16 protein-coding genes are annotated in these 18,923 nt (G+C 51.8%); 9 read left to right on the forward strand and 7 right to left on the reverse strand.

Annotation, left to right across the window (positions count from 1 at the left end; translation table 11 throughout):
* Positions 1-137: 137 nt before the first annotated feature.
* The 3 genes from J2Z18_RS21250 (at position 138) to J2Z18_RS21260 (ending at position 2,622) form a co-directional block, all read left to right on the forward strand.
* Positions 138-476, forward strand: a complete 339-nt coding sequence (locus J2Z18_RS21250) for an antibiotic biosynthesis monooxygenase (protein WP_007130382.1) — start codon at positions 138-140, stop codon at positions 474-476.
* Positions 477-647: 171 nt separating this feature from the next.
* Positions 648-1,898: a DHH family phosphoesterase gene (locus J2Z18_RS21255; RefSeq protein ID WP_028405512.1), complete on the forward strand. Its 1,251-nt coding sequence runs from the start codon at positions 648-650 to the stop codon at positions 1,896-1,898.
* A 181-nt stretch (positions 1,899-2,079) separates the two neighbouring features.
* Positions 2,080-2,622 carry a GrpB family protein gene (locus J2Z18_RS21260; protein ID WP_210095284.1) on the forward strand — a complete coding sequence of 181 codons (543 nt, stop codon included), beginning with the start codon at positions 2,080-2,082 and terminating at the stop codon, positions 2,620-2,622.
* A gap of 246 nt (positions 2,623-2,868) precedes the next feature.
* Here the strand turns inward: J2Z18_RS21260 and qoxD are convergent, their stop codons facing one another.
* The 4 genes from qoxD to qoxA form a co-directional block, all read right to left on the reverse strand.
* Positions 2,869-3,156 (reverse strand): cytochrome aa3 quinol oxidase subunit IV, encoded by a 288-nt coding sequence (gene qoxD, locus J2Z18_RS21265; RefSeq protein ID WP_028405513.1) that lies wholly within the window; start codon positions 3,154-3,156, stop codon positions 2,869-2,871.
* A 1-nt stretch (position 3,157) separates the two neighbouring features.
* Entirely contained in the window at positions 3,158-3,754 is a 597-nt protein-coding gene (qoxC, locus tag J2Z18_RS21270) for a cytochrome aa3 quinol oxidase subunit III (RefSeq protein ID WP_028405514.1), read from the reverse strand.
* Positions 3,751-5,694 (reverse strand): cytochrome aa3 quinol oxidase subunit I, encoded by a 1,944-nt coding sequence (gene qoxB, locus J2Z18_RS21275; RefSeq protein ID WP_007130377.1) that lies wholly within the window; start codon positions 5,692-5,694, stop codon positions 3,751-3,753. Before qoxB ends, qoxC begins: the two co-directional genes overlap by 4 nt.
* Positions 5,695-5,758: 64 nt before the next feature.
* Positions 5,759-6,760, reverse strand: coding sequence for a cytochrome aa3 quinol oxidase subunit II (gene qoxA / locus J2Z18_RS21280; RefSeq protein ID WP_028405515.1), 1,002 nt, complete (start codon positions 6,758-6,760; stop codon positions 5,759-5,761).
* 506 nt (positions 6,761-7,266) lie between these two features.
* On the opposite strand from qoxA, the gene J2Z18_RS21285 reads away from it, so the two are divergent.
* The 5 genes from J2Z18_RS21285 (at position 7,267) to J2Z18_RS21305 (ending at position 12,592) form a co-directional block, all read left to right on the forward strand.
* Positions 7,267-8,418, forward strand: coding sequence for a sensor histidine kinase (locus J2Z18_RS21285; protein WP_210095285.1), 1,152 nt, complete (start codon positions 7,267-7,269; stop codon positions 8,416-8,418).
* Positions 8,415-9,047, forward strand: coding sequence for a response regulator (locus tag J2Z18_RS21290; protein ID WP_210095323.1), 633 nt, complete (start codon positions 8,415-8,417; stop codon positions 9,045-9,047). Before J2Z18_RS21285 ends, J2Z18_RS21290 begins: the two co-directional genes overlap by 4 nt.
* Before the next feature lie 212 nt (positions 9,048-9,259).
* On the forward strand, positions 9,260-10,192 hold the full coding sequence (locus J2Z18_RS21295) for an ABC transporter ATP-binding protein (protein WP_210095286.1): 933 nt from the start codon (positions 9,260-9,262) through the stop codon (positions 10,190-10,192).
* A gap of 16 nt (positions 10,193-10,208) precedes the next feature.
* Positions 10,209-11,489 carry an ABC transporter permease gene (locus J2Z18_RS21300; RefSeq protein ID WP_210095287.1) on the forward strand — a complete coding sequence of 427 codons (1,281 nt, stop codon included), beginning with the start codon at positions 10,209-10,211 and terminating at the stop codon, positions 11,487-11,489.
* Positions 11,489-12,592: an ABC transporter permease gene (locus tag J2Z18_RS21305; RefSeq protein WP_210095288.1), complete on the forward strand. Its 1,104-nt coding sequence runs from the start codon at positions 11,489-11,491 to the stop codon at positions 12,590-12,592. Before J2Z18_RS21300 ends, J2Z18_RS21305 begins: the two co-directional genes overlap by 1 nt.
* 189 nt (positions 12,593-12,781) lie before the next feature.
* Here J2Z18_RS21305 and pdxR read toward each other — a convergent pair whose 3' ends face one another.
* Complete coding sequence (gene pdxR / locus J2Z18_RS21310; RefSeq protein ID WP_210095289.1) at positions 12,782-14,227, reverse strand: MocR-like pyridoxine biosynthesis transcription factor PdxR; 1,446 nt, start codon at positions 14,225-14,227, stop codon at positions 12,782-12,784.
* A gap of 140 nt (positions 14,228-14,367) precedes the next feature.
* Between pdxR and J2Z18_RS21315 the strand changes: the two genes are divergently transcribed.
* Positions 14,368-14,988: a LysE/ArgO family amino acid transporter gene (locus tag J2Z18_RS21315; protein ID WP_007130373.1), complete on the forward strand. Its 621-nt coding sequence runs from the start codon at positions 14,368-14,370 to the stop codon at positions 14,986-14,988.
* Positions 14,989-15,264: 276 nt separating this feature from the next.
* Here the strand turns inward: J2Z18_RS21315 and J2Z18_RS21320 are convergent, their stop codons facing one another.
* Complete coding sequence (locus tag J2Z18_RS21320) at positions 15,265-17,154, reverse strand: ABC transporter ATP-binding protein (protein WP_028405516.1); 1,890 nt, start codon at positions 17,152-17,154, stop codon at positions 15,265-15,267.
* Positions 17,147-18,883 (reverse strand): ABC transporter ATP-binding protein, encoded by a 1,737-nt coding sequence (locus J2Z18_RS21325; protein WP_028405517.1) that lies wholly within the window; start codon positions 18,881-18,883, stop codon positions 17,147-17,149. Before J2Z18_RS21325 ends, J2Z18_RS21320 begins: the two co-directional genes overlap by 8 nt.
* Between the last annotated feature and the right edge of the window lie 40 nt (positions 18,884-18,923).

Raw genomic sequence — 18,923 nt, forward strand, 5'->3', positions numbered from 1 at the left:
ATCCGAAACATACGCTTAATTAACCGGCGAGCTTGAACAGCTGTCTCACTGGCGCTGATTTGACAATGATAATCGTTATCATTTAGAATGGAGTTATTATGTAAATCGTATTATTATCAAAGGAGTGCTTTTTGAATATGTTAATTGAAACGAAAACCATCGTCGTAAAAGCCGGCACCTCGCATCTGGTTGTCGAGCGCTTCAGCAAGCCCGGGCCGATTGAAGAAATCGAAGGATTTATCGATCTGAGCGTTCTCGTTAAGAATGCCAAGCGGAGCGATGAGACCGAAGAAGTGATCGTCATGATCCGTTGGGAAGACAAGGAAGCCTGGAAGCGCTGGGAGACCAGTCCCGCTCATATTCAAGGGCACCGCGATTCCCGCGGCAAGCCGCAGCCCGAACATGTCATCAGCTCGAGCCATGCCATGTATGAAGTTAAGGCAACGAAAGGTCCGAGATCTGTTCAACAGGCTTAATTAGATCATAGCTGTATTTGTGAACGAGGAAGCGTATTCGCATACGCTTCTTTTTTTTTGTTGATCACGGTCATCTGATCCGGAGATTAAAACGGAAGATATTAGGGAATCGTATGGTGTGGAGATTGTCCTGATTGATTCTATATACGACCTGCAAGGAGGATGCTGGATATGTACCATCTCTACAGTCACAACGACCTGGATGGCGTTGGCTGCGGCATTATTGCAAAATGTGCGTTCGGCGATGGAGTCGACGTGCGCTACAACACGATCAATGGATTGAACCAGCAGGTTGCAAGATACTTGAACCGCTTCTCCTTAGAAGAGCATCCCTACGACATGTTATTCATAACGGATCTGTCGGTAGCACCCGACATTGAGAAGCAGTTGAATCTGTTCGTAGAGGAAGGCGGACAGGTACAGCTTATTGATCATCATAAAACCGCGCTCCATTTAAACGATTATATGTGGGGCCAGGTGACGGTAACGCACAGGGACGGACGATTGGCATCGGCAACCTCCCTGCTCTACGAGTATCTCATTCAACACGGGCATCTCAGCCAATCCGAATCCCTCGATCAATTCGTGGAGCTTGTGCGGCTGTACGATACCTGGGAATGGGAGGAAGCCGAGAAGCCGGAGGCCAAGCGGCTGAACGATCTGTTCTACATGCTGTCCATCGATGAGTTTGAATCGAAGATGGTCGAGCGTCTGCGCAGTGCGGAAGAGTTTTATTTCGACGAGTTCGAAGAAAAGATTCTGGACATGGAGGAGGACAAGATTGGCCGCTATATTCGGCGCAAGCAGCGGGAGATCATTCAAACCTTCATTGATGAGTACTGCGTCGGCATCGTATATGCAGAGTCCTATCATTCCGAATTGGCCAGTGAGCTGGGGACGATCTACCCGCATCTGGACTATATCGCCATTTTGAATATGGGCGGCCGGAAATTGAGCCTGCGGACGATTCACGACCATGTCGATGTATCCGAAGTGGCAATGCGTTACGGAGGCGGTGGCCACTCCAAGGCATCCGGGTGCACGATCACGGAGGAGGTGTACAGGCTGTTTGCAGCCGAGCCTTTCGAATTGGAGCCGATCCGGCTGGATGCGCACCGGAATCAATTCAATCTCAAAGGCTCCGAATCGGGAGTGCTGTATGAGAGCTGGGGAGAGGACCTTGTTTTCGTATACTGCCGGTCCGGAGAATGGATCGTGGAGTGGAACGGGGAGGAGCTGCCTTTTCGATTCGGTTCCTTCGACGAAGCGGAGCGGCACTTGAAGCGGCAGTATGGCGTCTGGCTCGCCCGGGACGATGCATTCGTCCGGATGCTCAAGGATCAGCTGATGCAGAGGCGCTCCGGCGAACGGTTAGCCCTGTCAACCGATATGGAGGAGGAAAAGCTGCTCGAAGAACTATAATTCTCGTGCTCGATTTTAAGGGAGGCAGTCCTATAAGATCTCTAGATCTTTGGGGGGCCTCCTGTTTTTGTTTGGAAAGACACTCCTTATGGCTGGATATAATTGACAAAGCCATCATCAAATGATACTCTTGGAGGTCCTGTTATATTTAGCGCCCTGATAAGGGAAGGAGGATGAATCAATGTCTAAGTATGTGGTCAAAGTAGTATCTTACAAAACGGAATGGTCTCTGGAATTTGAGAAAGAGAAAGACCGATTGCTTAACGCTCTGGCCCCTCACATCGTCACCATCGAACATGCAGGCAGTACGTCGATACCGAATCAAGATGCCAAGCCAATCATCGATATGTACGCGGCCGTACACCCATTGCTTCAAAAACAAGACTATGCAGCTTTGCTTAGCAATTCAGGCTACCGCTTTATGGAGAACGGCATGACCGGACGCTATTTATTCATAAAAGAACATGCAAGGGTGCGCACGCATCACTTGCATATCCTGCCGAAGGAGGGATTTTACGAAAGAAAGGAATTGCTGTTTCGCGACTACCTCCGGGCTCACCCCGATTTGGTCCTGGAATACGGCGAACTTAAACGCATGTTGGCTGAACGGTATCATGACGATCCGGAAGAATACACGAAGGCAAAAACAGCCTTTATCCAGCGCGTTGTTGATTTAGCGCGAACAGAACGGGGACTTCCCCTTGAAAGCGTATGGGAAACGTAAGGTTAGGGCAATCGTAAGACTAGTACTCTTACATAAATGCTACAGGAATCGTAAGATCGGAAATCCTGCAAATGCTATGTCGAAAACGTAAAGACGGAGAAGAGCAGCCCCATGGCTCTCAATATCCACGGGTTTGATCGACAACATAAAAAAACTGTCCCGCCGTAGAAAACCTACGAATGGGACAGTTCCTTGCAGTCTAGATCTATTCTCATATTCATTTGCCGCGCTGCGGCGGACTCCCGTTTAGGAGTACCAGCCCCATACAAAGATGAACAGCGTACCCAGGATGGTCACTAGCGCAACGAAAAGGGCATAGGCGATATTGATGTAGACGGACTTCTTATCCTCGCTTTCTCCGACGTGCATGAAGAGCATAAGCTGAACGGCAGCCTGCAAAACTGCAGTTACCAGCAAAATGGCCATTTTCGATCCTGCCGGAATATCCAGCAGGACGACAAGGGCGACGGCTGAAAGGACGAGGGACGAGATATAACCCGCTACATGCTTAATAGGAAACAGCTGTTTTAACATGTCACATCAGTCCTTTCAGATAAACAAAGCTGAAGATAAAGATCCAGACAACATCAAGGAAATGCCAGTACAGCGAGAAAATGAAGGACTTGTTCGCTGTTGAATGATCCAGCCCGTATTTCTTGAGTTGAATGAGGATCGCGGTCCCCCAGAGCAGACCGAAGGTCACGTGAGCTCCGTGCGTACCCAGAAGGGTGAACAAGCTTGATGCGAAGGCACTGGTAGACAGCGTGACGCCTTCGTGCACATACGTAAAGAATTCGAAAATTTCGATTCCGAGAAAGCCTGCTCCCAGGAGAAGCGTGATGATCATAAAGATCATCATCTGCTTCTTAAGGCCAAGGCGCATCGCGTGAACCGCAAGGCCGATGGTAAAGCTGCTTGTCAGGAGCACGAACGTTTCAAGCAGTACCGGCGTAATTTCAAAGATTTCCGCTCCGCTCGGACCGCTGGCATGGCGGTCTGCGAGGACGAAGTAGACGGTAAACAAGGTAGCAAAGAGCGCAATTTCAGCTCCGAGGAACAGCCAGAATCCAAATATGCGATTACGGTTCTCCTCTGTTCCATATTCCAGCGGCTGAGAGGCATCTATTTTCATACCGTATCACCCCGCAGTTTCTGTTCGGTTTGAACGATCTCTTCAACCGGAATGTAATAACCATGATCACGGTCAAAGGACATGGTAGCCAATATGATCAGCACGGCAATACCGGCGATGATGGACGGAATCCACCAGCTGAATACCAGGAAGAAGCCAAGGAAGAAGAAGGCGATGCCCAGAATAAACGGCTTTCCGGTATTGCTCGGCATATGAATCTTCGTAATTTTCTCATTCGACAGCGGTTCGTTATTCTTCTTCGAGAACCAGAATGCATCGCGGCCTTTAACCTCAGGCGCAACCGCAAAGTTATAGACTGGCACTGGGCTTGGCGTAGACCATTCAAGTGAGCGTGCATCCCATGGGTCACCCGTTTTATCCCGCGGCTGATAACGCGTACTCCAGTAAATGTTGTATACCAGCAGGATAAATCCGATCGCCAGGCCGATCGCACCGACCATCGACAGCATGTTCAGAGGACCGAAGCCGGTCTCGGCCGAATACGTGTACGTCCGGCGCGTCATACCCATCAGTCCCAGGAAGAACAGCGGGAAGAAGGTGACGTTGAACGAAATCGCGATGAACCAGAATGCCGTTTTGCCAAGCTTTTCGTTCAGGCGGAAGCCGAATACTTTAGGGAACCAGTAATGGAAGCCGGCAATGACGGCGAATACGGCACCTGGAATGAGCACATAGTGGAAGTGGGCAACCAGGAACATCGTATTATGATATTGGTAGTCTGCGCTGGCCATAGCCAGCATGACGCCGGTCACGCCGCCAATCGTAAAGATCGGGATGAAGGCGAGTGAATAAAGCATCGGTGTTGTAAAGCTGATTCGGCCCTTATGAAGCGTAAAGAGCCAGTTGAATATTTTGACACCCGTCGGAACGGCAATCGCCATCGTGGTAATGGAGAAGAAGCCGTTGACCATTGCGCCTTGACCCATCGTATAAAAGTGGTGGGCCCAGACTAGGAAGGACAGGCCGGAGATGACAACCATACTCGCGACCATTGAGCTGTAGCCGTACAGATTTTTCCGCGAAAACGCCGAGATAATCTCACTGAAAATCCCGAACGCCGGGAGAATAACGATATAGACTTCAGGGTGACCCCATACCCAGAACAGGTTGGCCCACAGCATATCCATACCGCCATTGGCCATCGTGAAGAACTGGGAACCGAAGATACGGTCGAACATCATCAGCAGCAGGGCGATCGTAAGGACCGGGAATGCAAAAATGATGATGACACACGTAATCAGCACGGACCAAGTAAACATCGGCATGCGCATCAGAGTCATGCCTTTCGCACGCATCTTCAGGATGGTTACGATAAAGTTAACCCCCGTAAGCAGCGTACCGATCCCTGAGATCTGAAGCGCCAGGGAATAGTAGTTGTTACCGACTGTCGGACTGAATTCGATACTTGCCAATGGGAAGTATGCGGTCCAGCCGGCATCCGGAGATCCTCCAATCACGAAGGAGATATTGAACAGCATCGCTCCGGCAAAGAACAACCAGAAGCTGATCGCATTCAATTTGGGGAACGCAACGTCGCGCGCGCCGATCTGCAGCGGCACGACAACGTTCATAAGACCGAAAATAAACGGCATCGCCATAAACAGAATCATGATGACGCCATGGGTTGTAAATACCTCGTTATAGTGCTGTCCGTCAAGAAACTTCATATCCGGCGCAGCGGTCTGCGCGCGCATCATGATTGCGTCCACGCCGCCGCGGAACAGCATGATCAGTGCACAGATGATGTACATGACACCGATTTTCTTGTGATCCACGGTGGTCAGCCATTCCCGCCAAAGATATCCCCATTTCTTGTAATAGGTCAATCCGAAGAGGATTGCGAGCGAGACGAGAACAATGCTCACCATGGCACCGTAAATTAACGGTTCACCGGTAACGAAAAATTCGTCCCATTTCATAAAGGCCTAGCTCCTTTCTAGATGTATGAAGTCGATCAGACGCTTCGCATCAAAAGCTTCCAAATTAATGTCCATCATGTTGATGTGTTGAACTTTCTTCAGCCGGGGAAGTTGGCAGCGGCTCATCCGGATTGACGTTGCTCTCACTGTCGAACTCCGTTTCTTCCGTTGTGGCAGGGTCCGGATGCAGCTCTTTATGTCCCTGGTGCTCTTCATTGCCGTTACTGTCGCCGCCATGATGATGACCTTCAGGCGGAGGACTGAACTCCAAGTGGTTGGTCGAGAAAGTCATTCTTCCGACATGCTCGGTTTTCAGAAGCTTATTGAATTCGTCCTGTGTCAGCTCAGGAGCCGTATCCTTCACGTCCTTGACCCATTCTTCGTAATCGGCAGGCGACATCGCCAGCGCCTCGAATTCCATGTGGGCGAAGCCTTCGCCGCTGAAGTTTGCGTTCCGGCCCAGCATGGAGCCCGGCTCGTCGGCAACCATGTTCAGCTTAGTGACCATATCGCTCATCGCGTATTTCTGGCCGTGCAGCTGCGGGATCCAGAAGCTTGTAATCGGGCCGAACGAGTAGAGTCTGAACTCGATCGGTCGGTTGGTCGGGATGTTAACGTAATTGACGGTTTCGATCCCTTCTTCCGGATAGCTGAAGTGCCATTTCCAGTTGGATGAGGAAGCATAAATGACGAGAGGCTTCTGATTCTCGTAGCCTTCTGGCACTTTTTCAACAGCCACCGTTGTCTTAACCGTGACGACAGACAGGATCGCGACGATCACAATCGGGATGGCCGTCCACAGGATTTCCAGCCATTTGTTCCCTTCCTCGTGAGGAGGCTCATATCCCTCGTTGGATTTTCTCGCCCGGTATTTGGTGAGCATGAAGATGTAAAGCACATAAACTACAACCAAAATTCCGATCATCATCAGAATGGAGAATATGATTGTATCGGATAGGGTTCTGGCAGCCGGTCCTTTCGGATTTAATACCGTAAGCGAGCTGCATCCCGATAAGAGCAAGGTAAAAATTACAAACATTGCAAATAACGGCCCTCTTTTGTTCATGATGTACCCCTTTCCTTGAAACGGCTTCGTTCGATTCAATGTTCTTGTCACCTATATACTAGGAAGTTCTGCAATGCTTTGCAAAAGACATAAACAGGTTTTGCTAACATAAAAATCCAGATATTTGTCAATGTGTTTAACGTTATGTGTGCAAATTGTTACAAAACGAGGGGGCTATGAGAGAAATCATTGTAATGGCGCGGTTTTTCGGCAGTTCATACTTTGTTCAAAACTTCACGAGAGTTACCAGTTTCGTCACAAATCCGGGCGTGTTTTTGCTTGATTTAGAGGAAGGATACAACCTAGAGAGCCCTTTATTTATAAGGCCTCAAGCTGGTATGTTGTTAATTTCACAAATGATGAACAGCCGAAGATCATTTCCAATTTGATTGTTAACCGAGCCTAGGGCGTATGATATGATGATGCTGAACTAACAATTGGTAAAATAATGAATGGACTGATCGGTTTCGGCTGCACGGTACCATCGTAGAAAGCGGGGGAAGGCTTTGCGCTCATTTTGGATATGGCTGCTCCTTCTGATCGCCAGCTGGTTGCTTGCGTTATGGCATCTTAGTCTTGGGGATCTCGATGTACTTTCATGGCGGATCGGGAGCAGTGCCGTATTTCTGGCCGCATTTTTTATCGCACCGCTGTTCCGGAACCGTCCTGCCATGTTATTTGTCACATTATTGACGGCCTCTGTCTTTGCTGTCGTTTCGTTATGGCCAGCCAGTGAAGGAAGCCCCAATATATATAGTCTGCTGGTATTCTCCATACTTGCTGGCAAGGCTGCATACAGGGTCTCCCCGGCCCAATCCATCGGAATCGGCATAGTGCTGTTGATCGGCGCGATGTTACCGAAACTGATGGGGTATCCTGGATTACCGCTGCCGTTTCTCCTGTTGTACGCGATACTGCTTGCCCTCGGCCTGGGGATCTTTCGGATGCAAAGGGCAAGATACGAGGAAACACTGGCACGTAATGAAGCCCTGCTAAGCGAGTACCGGAATATGAAACGCCGTCTCGTCACGGATGAGCAGCTGGCGAGACGGGAGGAGAGGGCGCAGGTAGGCAGGGATATCCATGATTCCGTCGGACATAAGTTGACCGCCCTCCTCATGCAGCTTGAGATGCAGCGGCTCCAAGCAGATCATGATACCGCAAACGTGCTGCAAGGGCTGAAAGTGCTGGCAAAAGAAAGTCTCGAGGAGACGAGAAACGCGGTAAAGTCGCTGAAGCAGCAAGAAACCGGGGGCCTTGCAGGGATTATGGGCCTGCTTCGCCGGCTGGAGGCCGAGCGCTTCATGCGGGTTCATCTTACCGCCAGGCACGGTGCACTTACCACCCCGCTTAGCAATTCGCAATCGATTGCAGTGTACCGGGCGGTTCAAGAAGCGATGACCAATGCCATGAAGCATGGCAGCACCCGGGAAGTATCCATCCTGTTTGAAGCGCCGGGCGGCGGAATGTTCAGGTTCGAGGTTTCGAATCCGTACCAAGGCTTCCGGTCGTCGTTCCGCGAGGGATACGGCCTTCAATCGATGCGGGAGCGTTTGGAGAGTGAGGGCGGCTCGCTTGAGGTTGTGCATTACGACAACGTGTTCGTTGTAAGAGGAGAGTTGTTATTGAACCGGGAGACCAAGGAGGGAGTCAACTGATACGGATTTTGTTGGCGGAAGATCAGGCCATGGTTCGGCAAGGATTGAAATTGATGATTGAAAGCAGTGGGAGCATGCGGGTGACCGGGGAAGCAGGTAACGGTAAAGAGGCGGTCGCGCTCTGCGAAAGCCATATTTACGATGTAGCGGTGCTGGACATCCGGATGCCCGAGATGAGCGGTCTGGAGGCTGCCCGAACGATTCGCGCGAGATGGCCGAAGTTGAAGGTACTGATGCTTACTACCTTTAATGACGATCAGTATGCCGTGGAAGCGCTGAAGAGCGGGGCGAGCGGATACATGCTCAAGGATGCTGAGCCTGAAGCACTGATTCGAGCGATTCAAAGCTGCCTCTCAGGCGGGCTTCCGCTGCAGGAAGACGTTGCGGCGAAGGTGATCCCTAAGCTGCTGGAGGAGAGGAAGGAGCTGACGGTCGATACGTCGATTACACCACGGGAGCTGGACATTATGCGTCTGGTGGGGGAGGGCCGCAGCAACCGCGAAATCGCTGGTGAGCTTGGGTTGTCGGTCGGCACCGTGAAGAATCATGTCAGCCAAATCATGGATAAGCTGGACCTACGGGACCGTACCCAGCTGGCGATTTATGCGATTCGTCACAATGTCGTATAGACGGACGAAGAATAGGGGCCTTAATTGAGGATGATAGATACATACGAACGTAACATGACTGAAGTCATGGTTTGATATGAAAGCAGTGACCGGGGGCAGTGAATTCACTGCCTTTTTCCATGTACACTTGAAGCTGTAAGCAAGCTCGAAATATTAGGTATCCGCGGCCATTCGCTGTGCGATATTCCTTTTCATGAAATGGGGGATACAACGTGCTGGAAACGGTAGAGCTTCGTAAAGTTTTTAAAGGCAAGACGGCGGTGGAAGAAGTCAGCCTGTATTTGAAAGAGGGGGAGTCGGTTGGATTGATCGGCCCGAACGGGGCTGGAAAATCAACCACCATCTCCATGATTTCTTCGCTTCTTAAGCCGACGGCTGGAGACGTTCGACTGAACGGCCAAAGCGTCATTAAGCATCCGCAGCAACTTCGCAAGGTGCTGGGGGTTGTTCCGCAGGAAATCGCACTGTACGAGGAGCTCAGTTCATACGAGAACCTGAAGTTTTTCGGAAAGGTTTATGGACTTAAAGGGAAGGAGCTAGAGCTAAAAATTCAGGAGCTGCTCGACATGGTGGGACTTCGTGATCGCCAGAAGGAGCTCATCCGGACCTATTCCGGAGGGATGAAGCGACGGATTAACATTGCGGTGGCGCTTATGCACGATCCGAAAATCGTGATCATGGATGAACCGACAGTGGGCATCGACCCGCAGTCCCGCAATCATATCCTCGATACCGTACGTCACCTGAGCCGTGAAAAGGGAACGACCGTGTTGTATACGAGTCATTACATGGAGGAGGTCGAGCAGCTCTGCAGCCGGATGTATATCATGGATCATGGCCGGATCATCGCTTCGGGAACGAAGGAAGAGCTTCAGCTTATTTTATCCGGTGAGGAAACGCTGCTCCTTCGGCTAGACCGTCAGCATGCGGAGTTTACGGAGGAGCTGCAGACACTTGCGGCCGTCCGGCAGGTGGAGGAAACCGAACTTGGATTGAAGCTGATTGTTACGAAAAACCATCAAATCCTCTCTCGGGTCGTCCAAGCGGCTGAACGTTTTGACGTTCAAATCCTAAACATTCATATTGATTCACCGAGCCTTGAAGATGTGTTCCTTCATCTGACCGGCCGGAATTTGCGGGATTAGAGGGGAGGATCGTCCTTTGGGCATCTATTTTAAAAAGGATATCCTGCTGTTCTGGAGAGACCGTAAAGAAGTGCTGGTCGCATTGCTTTTGCCCATTGCATTGACGCTAATCCTTGGGTTTGCGTTGCCGGGCTGGGTGAATAACTCCAATCCGTCATTGGAAATGAAGGTGGCGCTCGTGAACCAGAACCGCCATACGGAAGGGGTAGCCCGTTTTCACGAGCAGCTGAAGGGAAGCTTGTTGTCTCCAGATGAACAGGATGGGCTTGTAGAGGAGACTGCAATGCTTGATCTTGATCCGGAAGCAATGCTGATGGGAATGTTTCGAAGCGAGGATGTCAGCAGGTATATAGAAGTATTGCAACTGGATCACGAAACAGCGTACACGAAATTGAAAGCGGGGGAAGTAACCGCCGTCATAACGATTCCAGAAACATATACATTGGATTCGTTAAACAAGCTGTTGCTGAACGAAGGGGATGGAGCTGCGCTTCTTCTGACTGCTGAGGAGGACACCACCAAGGTTAGCGTCCTTCAAAATATGCTAAACGGTTTACTAAGCACAGTCAATTATCAAGCGGCCTTGAGCCATGCCGCCGGTAGCGGGTCAGACGGTAGTACGTGGTCCGCTCCCCGAACACCCGTCGGCGGACTCGAACGGATCGAAGGTGTCAGGATGATTACATCTTTTCAATATTTTGCGTTTGCGATCACCATTTTTGTCACGCTGTCCATCTCAATTACAATGGCTTCGAAATCGATCACAGAGAAGAGGGAGAAGGTGTTTACTCGTCTTCTGTACTCCGGGGCACGGCCAATGCAGTTTCAACTCGGAAAGATGGCATCTACTTTTTGCATCGCCTTGCTTCAAATGTTGGTCGTGATCCTGCTCTCGCATGTCTTGTTTCAATTGTTTCCCGGAAGGCCGCTGTCCTTCTGGCTGGGGTTAGGGATATTCATGGTTTTGCTCTGTGCAGTGGTGGCTGCATTCGCCGGTTTGTTTACCGCGATGGTTTTTCGCATGAAGGATGGGGATGTGGCTGTAGGGATTTCATTTATCGCGTTGATCCTCCTTGGCGTTATTGGAGGGAGCATGGTACCGATGTATATTTTACCGGATTGGCTGATGGAAGTTGGCCGGCTGACTCCAAACGGGCTTGCGCTAACCTCCCTGATTCAATGGATTCAGGGTACACCGCTTCAGGAGCTGTGGCTTCCGATGCTGTCTTTAGGCATATATACGGTGATAATCATGGCTGCTGGTTTATGGATGTTTCCTAAAAAGGGGGGGATCTGATGGTTTCCATTCTTTTATCGCATTGGATGAGAGAACGAAGAAATCCCTTTCTGCTGCTTTTGTTCATCGGAATTAGCATCATCGCGACCCTGATGTTCGGCGGGGGCATGACGCAGAAGATGAAAATTGACGTGTTCAGCGAGACCGGGGAGTTGAAGGAGAGTGAGAAGGAATGGCTCCTTCTGTTAAACAAGGGCGATACGTTCAAGTTTAGGGCTCAAGACGAGCAATCTGCGAGAACGAAGGTGAGGGAGGGACGCGCCGATCTGGCCGTCAAGCTGACGGGGGACGATTATCGGATAATCGCCGTAAAGGAAAGTCCCAATGCTCAACTCGCCGAGCAGCATATTCGCACCGTGTTCGAGCGGGAGCTCGAGCTGCGGGCCGTATCGGCCGCTGCAGGGGATGAAAAGGGATTTCGCAGTCGGATAGACACCTACCTGGAAGAACCGCCGTTAACGCTTCAGGTCAAGGGAACAGACGGTGAGGAACTGCTTCGTTACGACATGGGCCTGCAGCTGATGTTTGGGTTCTCTTTGTTCCTCGTGATGCTGACGATCGGATTCAAAGTTAACACGATCACGAAGGACAAAATCACTGGCATATGGAGCAGACTCATCCTGTCACCTGTTCGGAAATCGGAGATTTACTTTGGGCATTTGTTATACAGCACAATGATTGGCATCGTGCAAATCACAGTCGTATTTCTGATCTTTCGCTACGCCTTCAACTTCGGTTTGGGCCATCGATACGGATTATTGCTTCTGGTCATTGCCCTGTACTCCATGACCATAGTTGCGATGTGCATCCTGCTGGCGGGGATACTCCGGACACCCGAAAAATTTAACATGCTGTTTCCGTCCATCGTTCCGATTATGCCGCTCGTCAGCGGCGTATATATGCCGCCGGGAACCATTACGAGCCCGATCCTGCTGGGGGTGGCGGAAATCTTTCCGATCACGCACGCGATGGAGGCTTTGACCGGGATTGCGATATACGACAATGGAATCGGGGAGCTGTGGCTGCCGCTGTCCAAGCTTATTCTGATCGCAGTTTTATGTATGGGCATCGGAATCAATCTGATGGAACGGCGTCATGTATGACAACACTTCTCCTAACAAATCATGTTGAGTGAAATATCTCTCAATTGCATGTATCGCCATGTTATGATCACATTATTCAATATCATAGGATCCATGCAGCGGGATAATGGCGATTCGACCTAAAAAAAGGGCAGCCGGAAGGCATCTACTCCGGTTGCCCTTATTTGTTCCGTCAATCGGATGCTCCGGCTATGCCAACCCGCGGATCATGCGGGAAAGACGCTGGAGCCCATCGCGCAGCTCCTCCATGGATGCATAGGCATAGGAAAGCCTGAGGTGCTGCCGGTCGTTCCGGTCGTAGATCATGCCGGGGTTAAGCAGTATGCCCTCCGCCAGGGCATGATCGAACAGGGACCGAATCGAGAGGGCCCGTTTGAAACGGAGCCATATGTAAAATCCGCCCTGAGGGCAGCTCCAATCCGCAAGCTCGCGATAATCCTCCTCCAATAAACGAAGGGTATAATCTCTGCGAAGCTTCAATACTCTGCGAATCCGTGTCAAATGCTCCTCATACAGCCCTTCTGACAGCCACTGCGCTACAGCATGCTGTGACAAGGCGCTCGAGCCGTAATCGGTCTGCATTTTAATGTCCGCCAGACGGTCAATGACCGGTTCCGGTCCGACAATCCAGCCGATGCGAAGGCCGGGACCTAGTGTCTTGGACATGCTTCCCAAGTAGAGCACAAGACCTTGCTGATCCCTTGCTTTTAACGGAAGCGGCGCCGGCTGCTCCAACCAGAGATCACCGTAAACATCATCTTCGATGACAGGAAGCCGTTCCCGGGAGCATAAATTCAGCAGCTCCTGCCGTCTTGCGGATGACATATGCGAGCCGGTCGGATTGTGGAAGGAGGGGATGGTATAAAGCAGTGAAGCGTTATGCTGCCGTTTCAATCGGCTGATCGACTCTGTCCGCAGCCCTTCCTCGTCCATGGGAAGCCCATGCATATGCACGCCTGCCGATTGGAATACATGAATGGAATTTAGATAGGACGGATTTTCAACGAATATGGTGGAGCCGCGGTGCAGCAGGCCTAATGAGATGAGCTGAAGCGCTTGGAGACCGCCGGATACGATCAAAATAGATGCGGGCGATGCGATAATCGCTTTGCTGCGCAAATAACGGCTGACGGCTTCTCGTAACGCCAGGCTGCCTTTCGGCTCGGAATAGCCTAGTGAAAAGGCTGCGGCATGGCTCCGGTTAAGCTTATCCAGCATCTCGCCGGCAGGCAGCAGTTCCGAAGAAAGCTCGCCCGTCCCGAGGCGAACGATGCCGGGATCGGCCTCTGCCTTATTGATGGCCTGAATCATCCGAATATTAGGCTGATAGAAGCCCGAGCTCACATATCGGTTCCAATCAGGCGAAGGTGCGGAAGACAGCAGATTCCAGGTGTTGTTGGCAACGACGGTTCCCCTGCCGGTCATGGCTTCAATCAAGCCGTCGGCAGCAAGCTCGCCCAGCGCATACACCACCGTGCTCCGGTTCACCCCGAACCGCTCGGCCAGCTCCCGCTGCGGTGGAATCCGGGTGCCGACAGGCCACTCCCCGTTCATAATCTTCTCTTTGATACGGTCATAAATTTGCTGATGAAGCGGTATGCCTGCTGACTTGTTCAAGCTCCATTCTTCTGACACAGTTACCCCAGCTTTCCGTATGGTGATTCCACTATTATATCGAATTGGTTGGGTGAAATGCCAACCAATTGGACGGAGACACCAGGGCAACCTTCCCCTACAATGAGGTAAAAATGGAGCTGGAGGCGTAATGAAATAAAATGGCCGGCGTTATTGTTCATGGATTTATATTGGCATTGGGTCTGATTCTGCCCTTGGGGGTGCAAAATGTGTTTGTATTTAATCAGGGGGCGGTCCAACCGCGACTTATTAGGGCGCTGCCTGTGATTATCACCGCAGCGCTGTGTGATACGCTGCTCATTACATTGGCCGTTATGGGAGTATCGGTGGTCGTTCTACAATACGATTGGCTGCGCATGACCATGATCACGCTCGGGATCGGGTTTCTAATCTACATGGGGCAAGCGACATGGAAGAGCAAGCCCCGGAAGCAGGAGGAAGGCAGTCCCCGTTCGTTAACCCCCAAGAAGCAGATTGCCTTCGCGATGTCCGTATCGCTGCTGAATCCGCATGCACTGCTTGATACGGTCGGTGTTATCGGCACCAGCTCTCTTCAGTATGCAGGAGTGCAGAAAGCGGTTTTTGCTGCAGTGTGCATCGGGGTATCCTGGTTGTGGTTTATAGCCCTTGGAATCGCCGGGAAGGCTGTGGGAAGCATGGACACCTCGGGCCGACTGCTTACGGTGATCAACCGGATTTCGGCGGTAATCATGTGGGGGACGGCTGCTTACCTTGCCTTTGGGTTGATTGCGGGTTCTTAAGCTGCAGTAAAGTCACACGGACCCGCAAAAGTGAATGGGGATCGATCACACCTTTGTAGGGAAGTTATAGCGTAACATGTCTCCTGGGGACTTCTAAACGGAGACAGATACTCGAATCGCTTCTGTTCTCCCTGAAGTGACTTAACGGAATGGACTAAGGATATCCGGGCAGGGCCCACATAAGCCAGCTTAATGGAATACGTTCACAAGCTAGGGCTCTTGTACGCTAAGGCGGCGCGAAAAAATCCCCATGCCTATGCATGGGGATGCCTCGCGTTACCCGGGAAGCTTGAATTGGCTGTTGTACAGATCGTAGTAGAAGCCGCGCTTTGCGAGCAGCTGCTCGTGCGATCCGCGCTCCGCAATGCCGCCCTGGTGCATGACGAGAATTTCGTCCGCTTCGCGGATCGTGCTGAGACGGTGCGCAATGACAAAGCTGGTTCGACCCTGCATCAGCGTGCGCATCGCGGACTGGATATGCATCTCGGTCCGCGTATCGATGCTGCTGGTCGCTTCGTCCAGGATCAGAATGACCGGATCGGCGAGCACAGCTCTTGCAATGGTCAGGAGCTGCCGTTGCCCTTGGCTCAGGTTGCTCCCGCCGGATACCAGCATCGTGTCATAGCCCTCCGGCAGCTTCATGATAAAATCATGGGCGTTCGCCAGCTTGGCCGCAACCTCGATCTCTTCATCCGTTGCATCGGTTCGACCGTAGCGGATGTTCTCCCTGATGGAAGCGGAGAAGACATAGGCTTCTTGCAGCACGATGCCCAGCTTGCGGCGGAGGCTGTCTTTATCGAGCAGTCGGATATCCATGCCATCCAGCGTAATGCTGCCCGAATCAATCTCGTAGAAACGGGTGAGCAGGTTGATGATGGTTGTTTTGCCCGCGCCTGTCGGGCCAACCAGTGCGATGGTTTGTCCTGGGCTGGCTGTTAGCGACACATCGTTCAGAACCGTCACATCTTCCTTATAGCTGAAGGATACCCGATCAAATACTACCTCGCCACGTAGGCGGCCGGCGTCCTGCATTGGTTCTTCATTCTCGTACTCGGATTCCGTATCCATGATTTCAAATACGCGCTCGGCTCCTGCGACGGCTGACTGCACGAGGTTGAACTGATTCGCCAGATCGTTCAGCGGACGCTGGAACTGCTTGGAATAATTCAGGAAAGCTACGACGATTCCAACGGTGGTCCAATCCTGGAAGGCCATGTAACCCCCAACCGCAGCGATCAAAGCGAAGCTGACGTTGTTCAGCACGTTCATAACGGGACCGACGGTGCCGGCATAGATCTGTGCCTGGATGCTCGCTTCGGTCAGCTTTTTGTTATACGCGTCAAACTGCTCCCCTGCATGCCGCTCTCTCCGGTAGATCTGGACCACCTTCTGCCCGGAGACGGTCTCTTCAATAAACCCGTTAAGCTCACCCAAATTTGCCTGCTGCTTGGAGAAATACTTGCGGGTACGTCCGGCTACCGTCTTCGTGAACAGCATCACCAGTGGTATGGTTACCATGCTGAGCAGAGTCAGCCATAGGTTTAAGTAAAGCATAATGCCAAGCGAGCCGATGAGAGACAGGATGCTGGCGATCAGCTGCGTTACGCTTTGGTTCAGCGTCCCGGAGACGTTCTCGATATCGTTTGTTGTGCGGCTCATCAGTTCTCCGTGCGTCTTGCTGTCAAAAAAACGAAGAGGGAGGAGCTGCAGCCTAGCAAAAATATCCCGGCGCATGTCCTGAATGGACAATTGGGAAACCTTCACCATCACATGCTGCTGCAGCCAGGCAAAGAGGGCTGTCCCTGCATACACGGACAATAGAACCGCACATAAACCGGCAAGCCCCTTATAATCCCCCGGGATAATGTAGTCATCCACAGCGCTCCCGAGCAAGTATGGAGCGATGAGGGAGAGCACCGTACTGACCAGGGTGAACAGGAATACGGCTGCCATTCCTGCCCTGTAAGGCCGTATATAGCTCCAAATCCGGCGAATGGTGCCGAATGTATTCTTGGGCTTGCTTTTTGCTACGGTCATGCCATGCGTCGGTCTTCCGCCCCGCATGCTAAGATCCGGGGCATGATCCGAACGCTGCGTTCTTTCCTGTTCCGATCCACCCTGTTCCGATCCATCCTGAGCCGATCTTTCCTGATCCGTTCTAGCCATGGGCGGACACCTCCTTGCCGTATTGGGATTGGTAAATATCCCGATACAGCTCGCAGGAAGCGAGAAGCTCGGTGTGCGTGCCTTCCGCCACGATTCTTCCGTCATCCATGACCAGGATTTTGTCCGCGTCGATTACGGACGAGACCCGCTGCGCGATCATAAAGCAAGTCCGGCCTGACATGAGCCGGGACAATTCCTGCTGCAATCTGGATTCGGTGCTCATATCGAGCGCGCTTGTGCTATCATCGAGAATTAAAATGGACGGCCTTACAAGCAAAGCCCGGGCAATCGAAATCCGCTGTTTCTGCCCGCCAGACAGATTGACGCCCCGTTGTCCGAGTACCGTATCGTAACCATCCGGCATGGCGGCGATAAAATCATGCGCTTGGGCTGCTTTTGCCGCAGCAACAACCTCCTCGTCGGATGCATCCGGTTTGCCGTAACGGATGTTATCACGGATCGTGCCGGTAAAGAGAATGGTCTCTTGCAGAACGATGCCGATCCGCTCGCGCAGCGCAGCCAAATCGTATTCCCGCACATCCACGCCGTCGATCCGCACGCTTCCGGCCGATACGTCGTACAGACGAGGAAGCAAGGCAACCAAAGAGCTCTTGCCTGATCCGGTTGCACCCATGATGGCGATTTTCTGTCCGGGCTGTGCCCTGAACTGGATATCTTGCAGAACAGGCTTTCCGCTGTCAGCTCGATAAGCGAATGAAACCTGGTCAAATACCACCTCGCCATGAGGCTCCACCTGTTTAACCGGAGCGGATGGGGAGACAATATCAGGCTGGGTGTTCATTACTTCCTGGATCCGGTCGGCCGAGACCTTGGCGGTAGATATCCTCACCAGCATCATGGCGACGGATGAGACGGCAAACAGCACCTGGGTGACGTAATTGATGAATGCGACAAGGCTGCCGACTTCAAAGCTGCCATCGATGGCATTTTTTCCGCCAAACCATAAGACGGCAACGATGCTGACATTCAAAATCATCGTCAGGATCGGCATATTCAGCGCCACAAGGCGCTGGGTTTTGACGGAAGCATCCGTGAAATCCGCGTTTGCCTCGTGAAATCTCCGCTTCTCGTATCCGGCCCTGACAAAGGCCTTGGATACGCGGATGCCTGCAAAGTTCTCTTTAAGTACCGTATTTACCTTGTCGAGTTTGTTCTGAACCTTGGAAAACAGCGGCAAGGTTGCCCGGATCAGCAGAAACATGACAATGAACAGCAGCGGTACGGCAAGAGCCAGGATGCCTGCAAGCTTGGGGCTGATGATTACCGCCATGATCATGCTGCCAATGGCCAGCAGCGGGGAGCGTACGAAAATGCGGAGCAGCATTTGGACCATTGTCTGGAGCTGCACGATATCATTTGTCAGCCGCGTAATCAGCGAACCGGTCGACAGCTCATCCAGGTTACGGAAGGAGAGGGTCTGGACTTTGCGGAACAAATCCCGCCGCAGGTCGGCTCCGAAGCGCTGGGAAGCGATCGAGGAATAGACGGTGCATCCGAGACCGCCCAGCAGCCCGACTCCGGCACATCCTAGCATAAGCAAGCCTGTATGCAGGATGCGGGTCGTATCATTCTGCATGACTCCTTCGTCGATAATGCGCGCCATGAAAACCGGCTGAAGGAGATCCATGGCTACCTCCAGCAGCATGAGCAGCGGTGCTAGAACAGCCGCGACCCAGTGGGGGCGCAAGTAACGGAATAATTTGAGCAAGAGTGCGATTCACCTTCTTTTAGTGTATGGTGTATGGTAT

This window comes from Paenibacillus lactis (assembly GCF_017873605.1).
Classification (GTDB): domain Bacteria; phylum Bacillota; class Bacilli; order Paenibacillales; family Paenibacillaceae; genus Paenibacillus_AQ; species Paenibacillus_AQ lactis.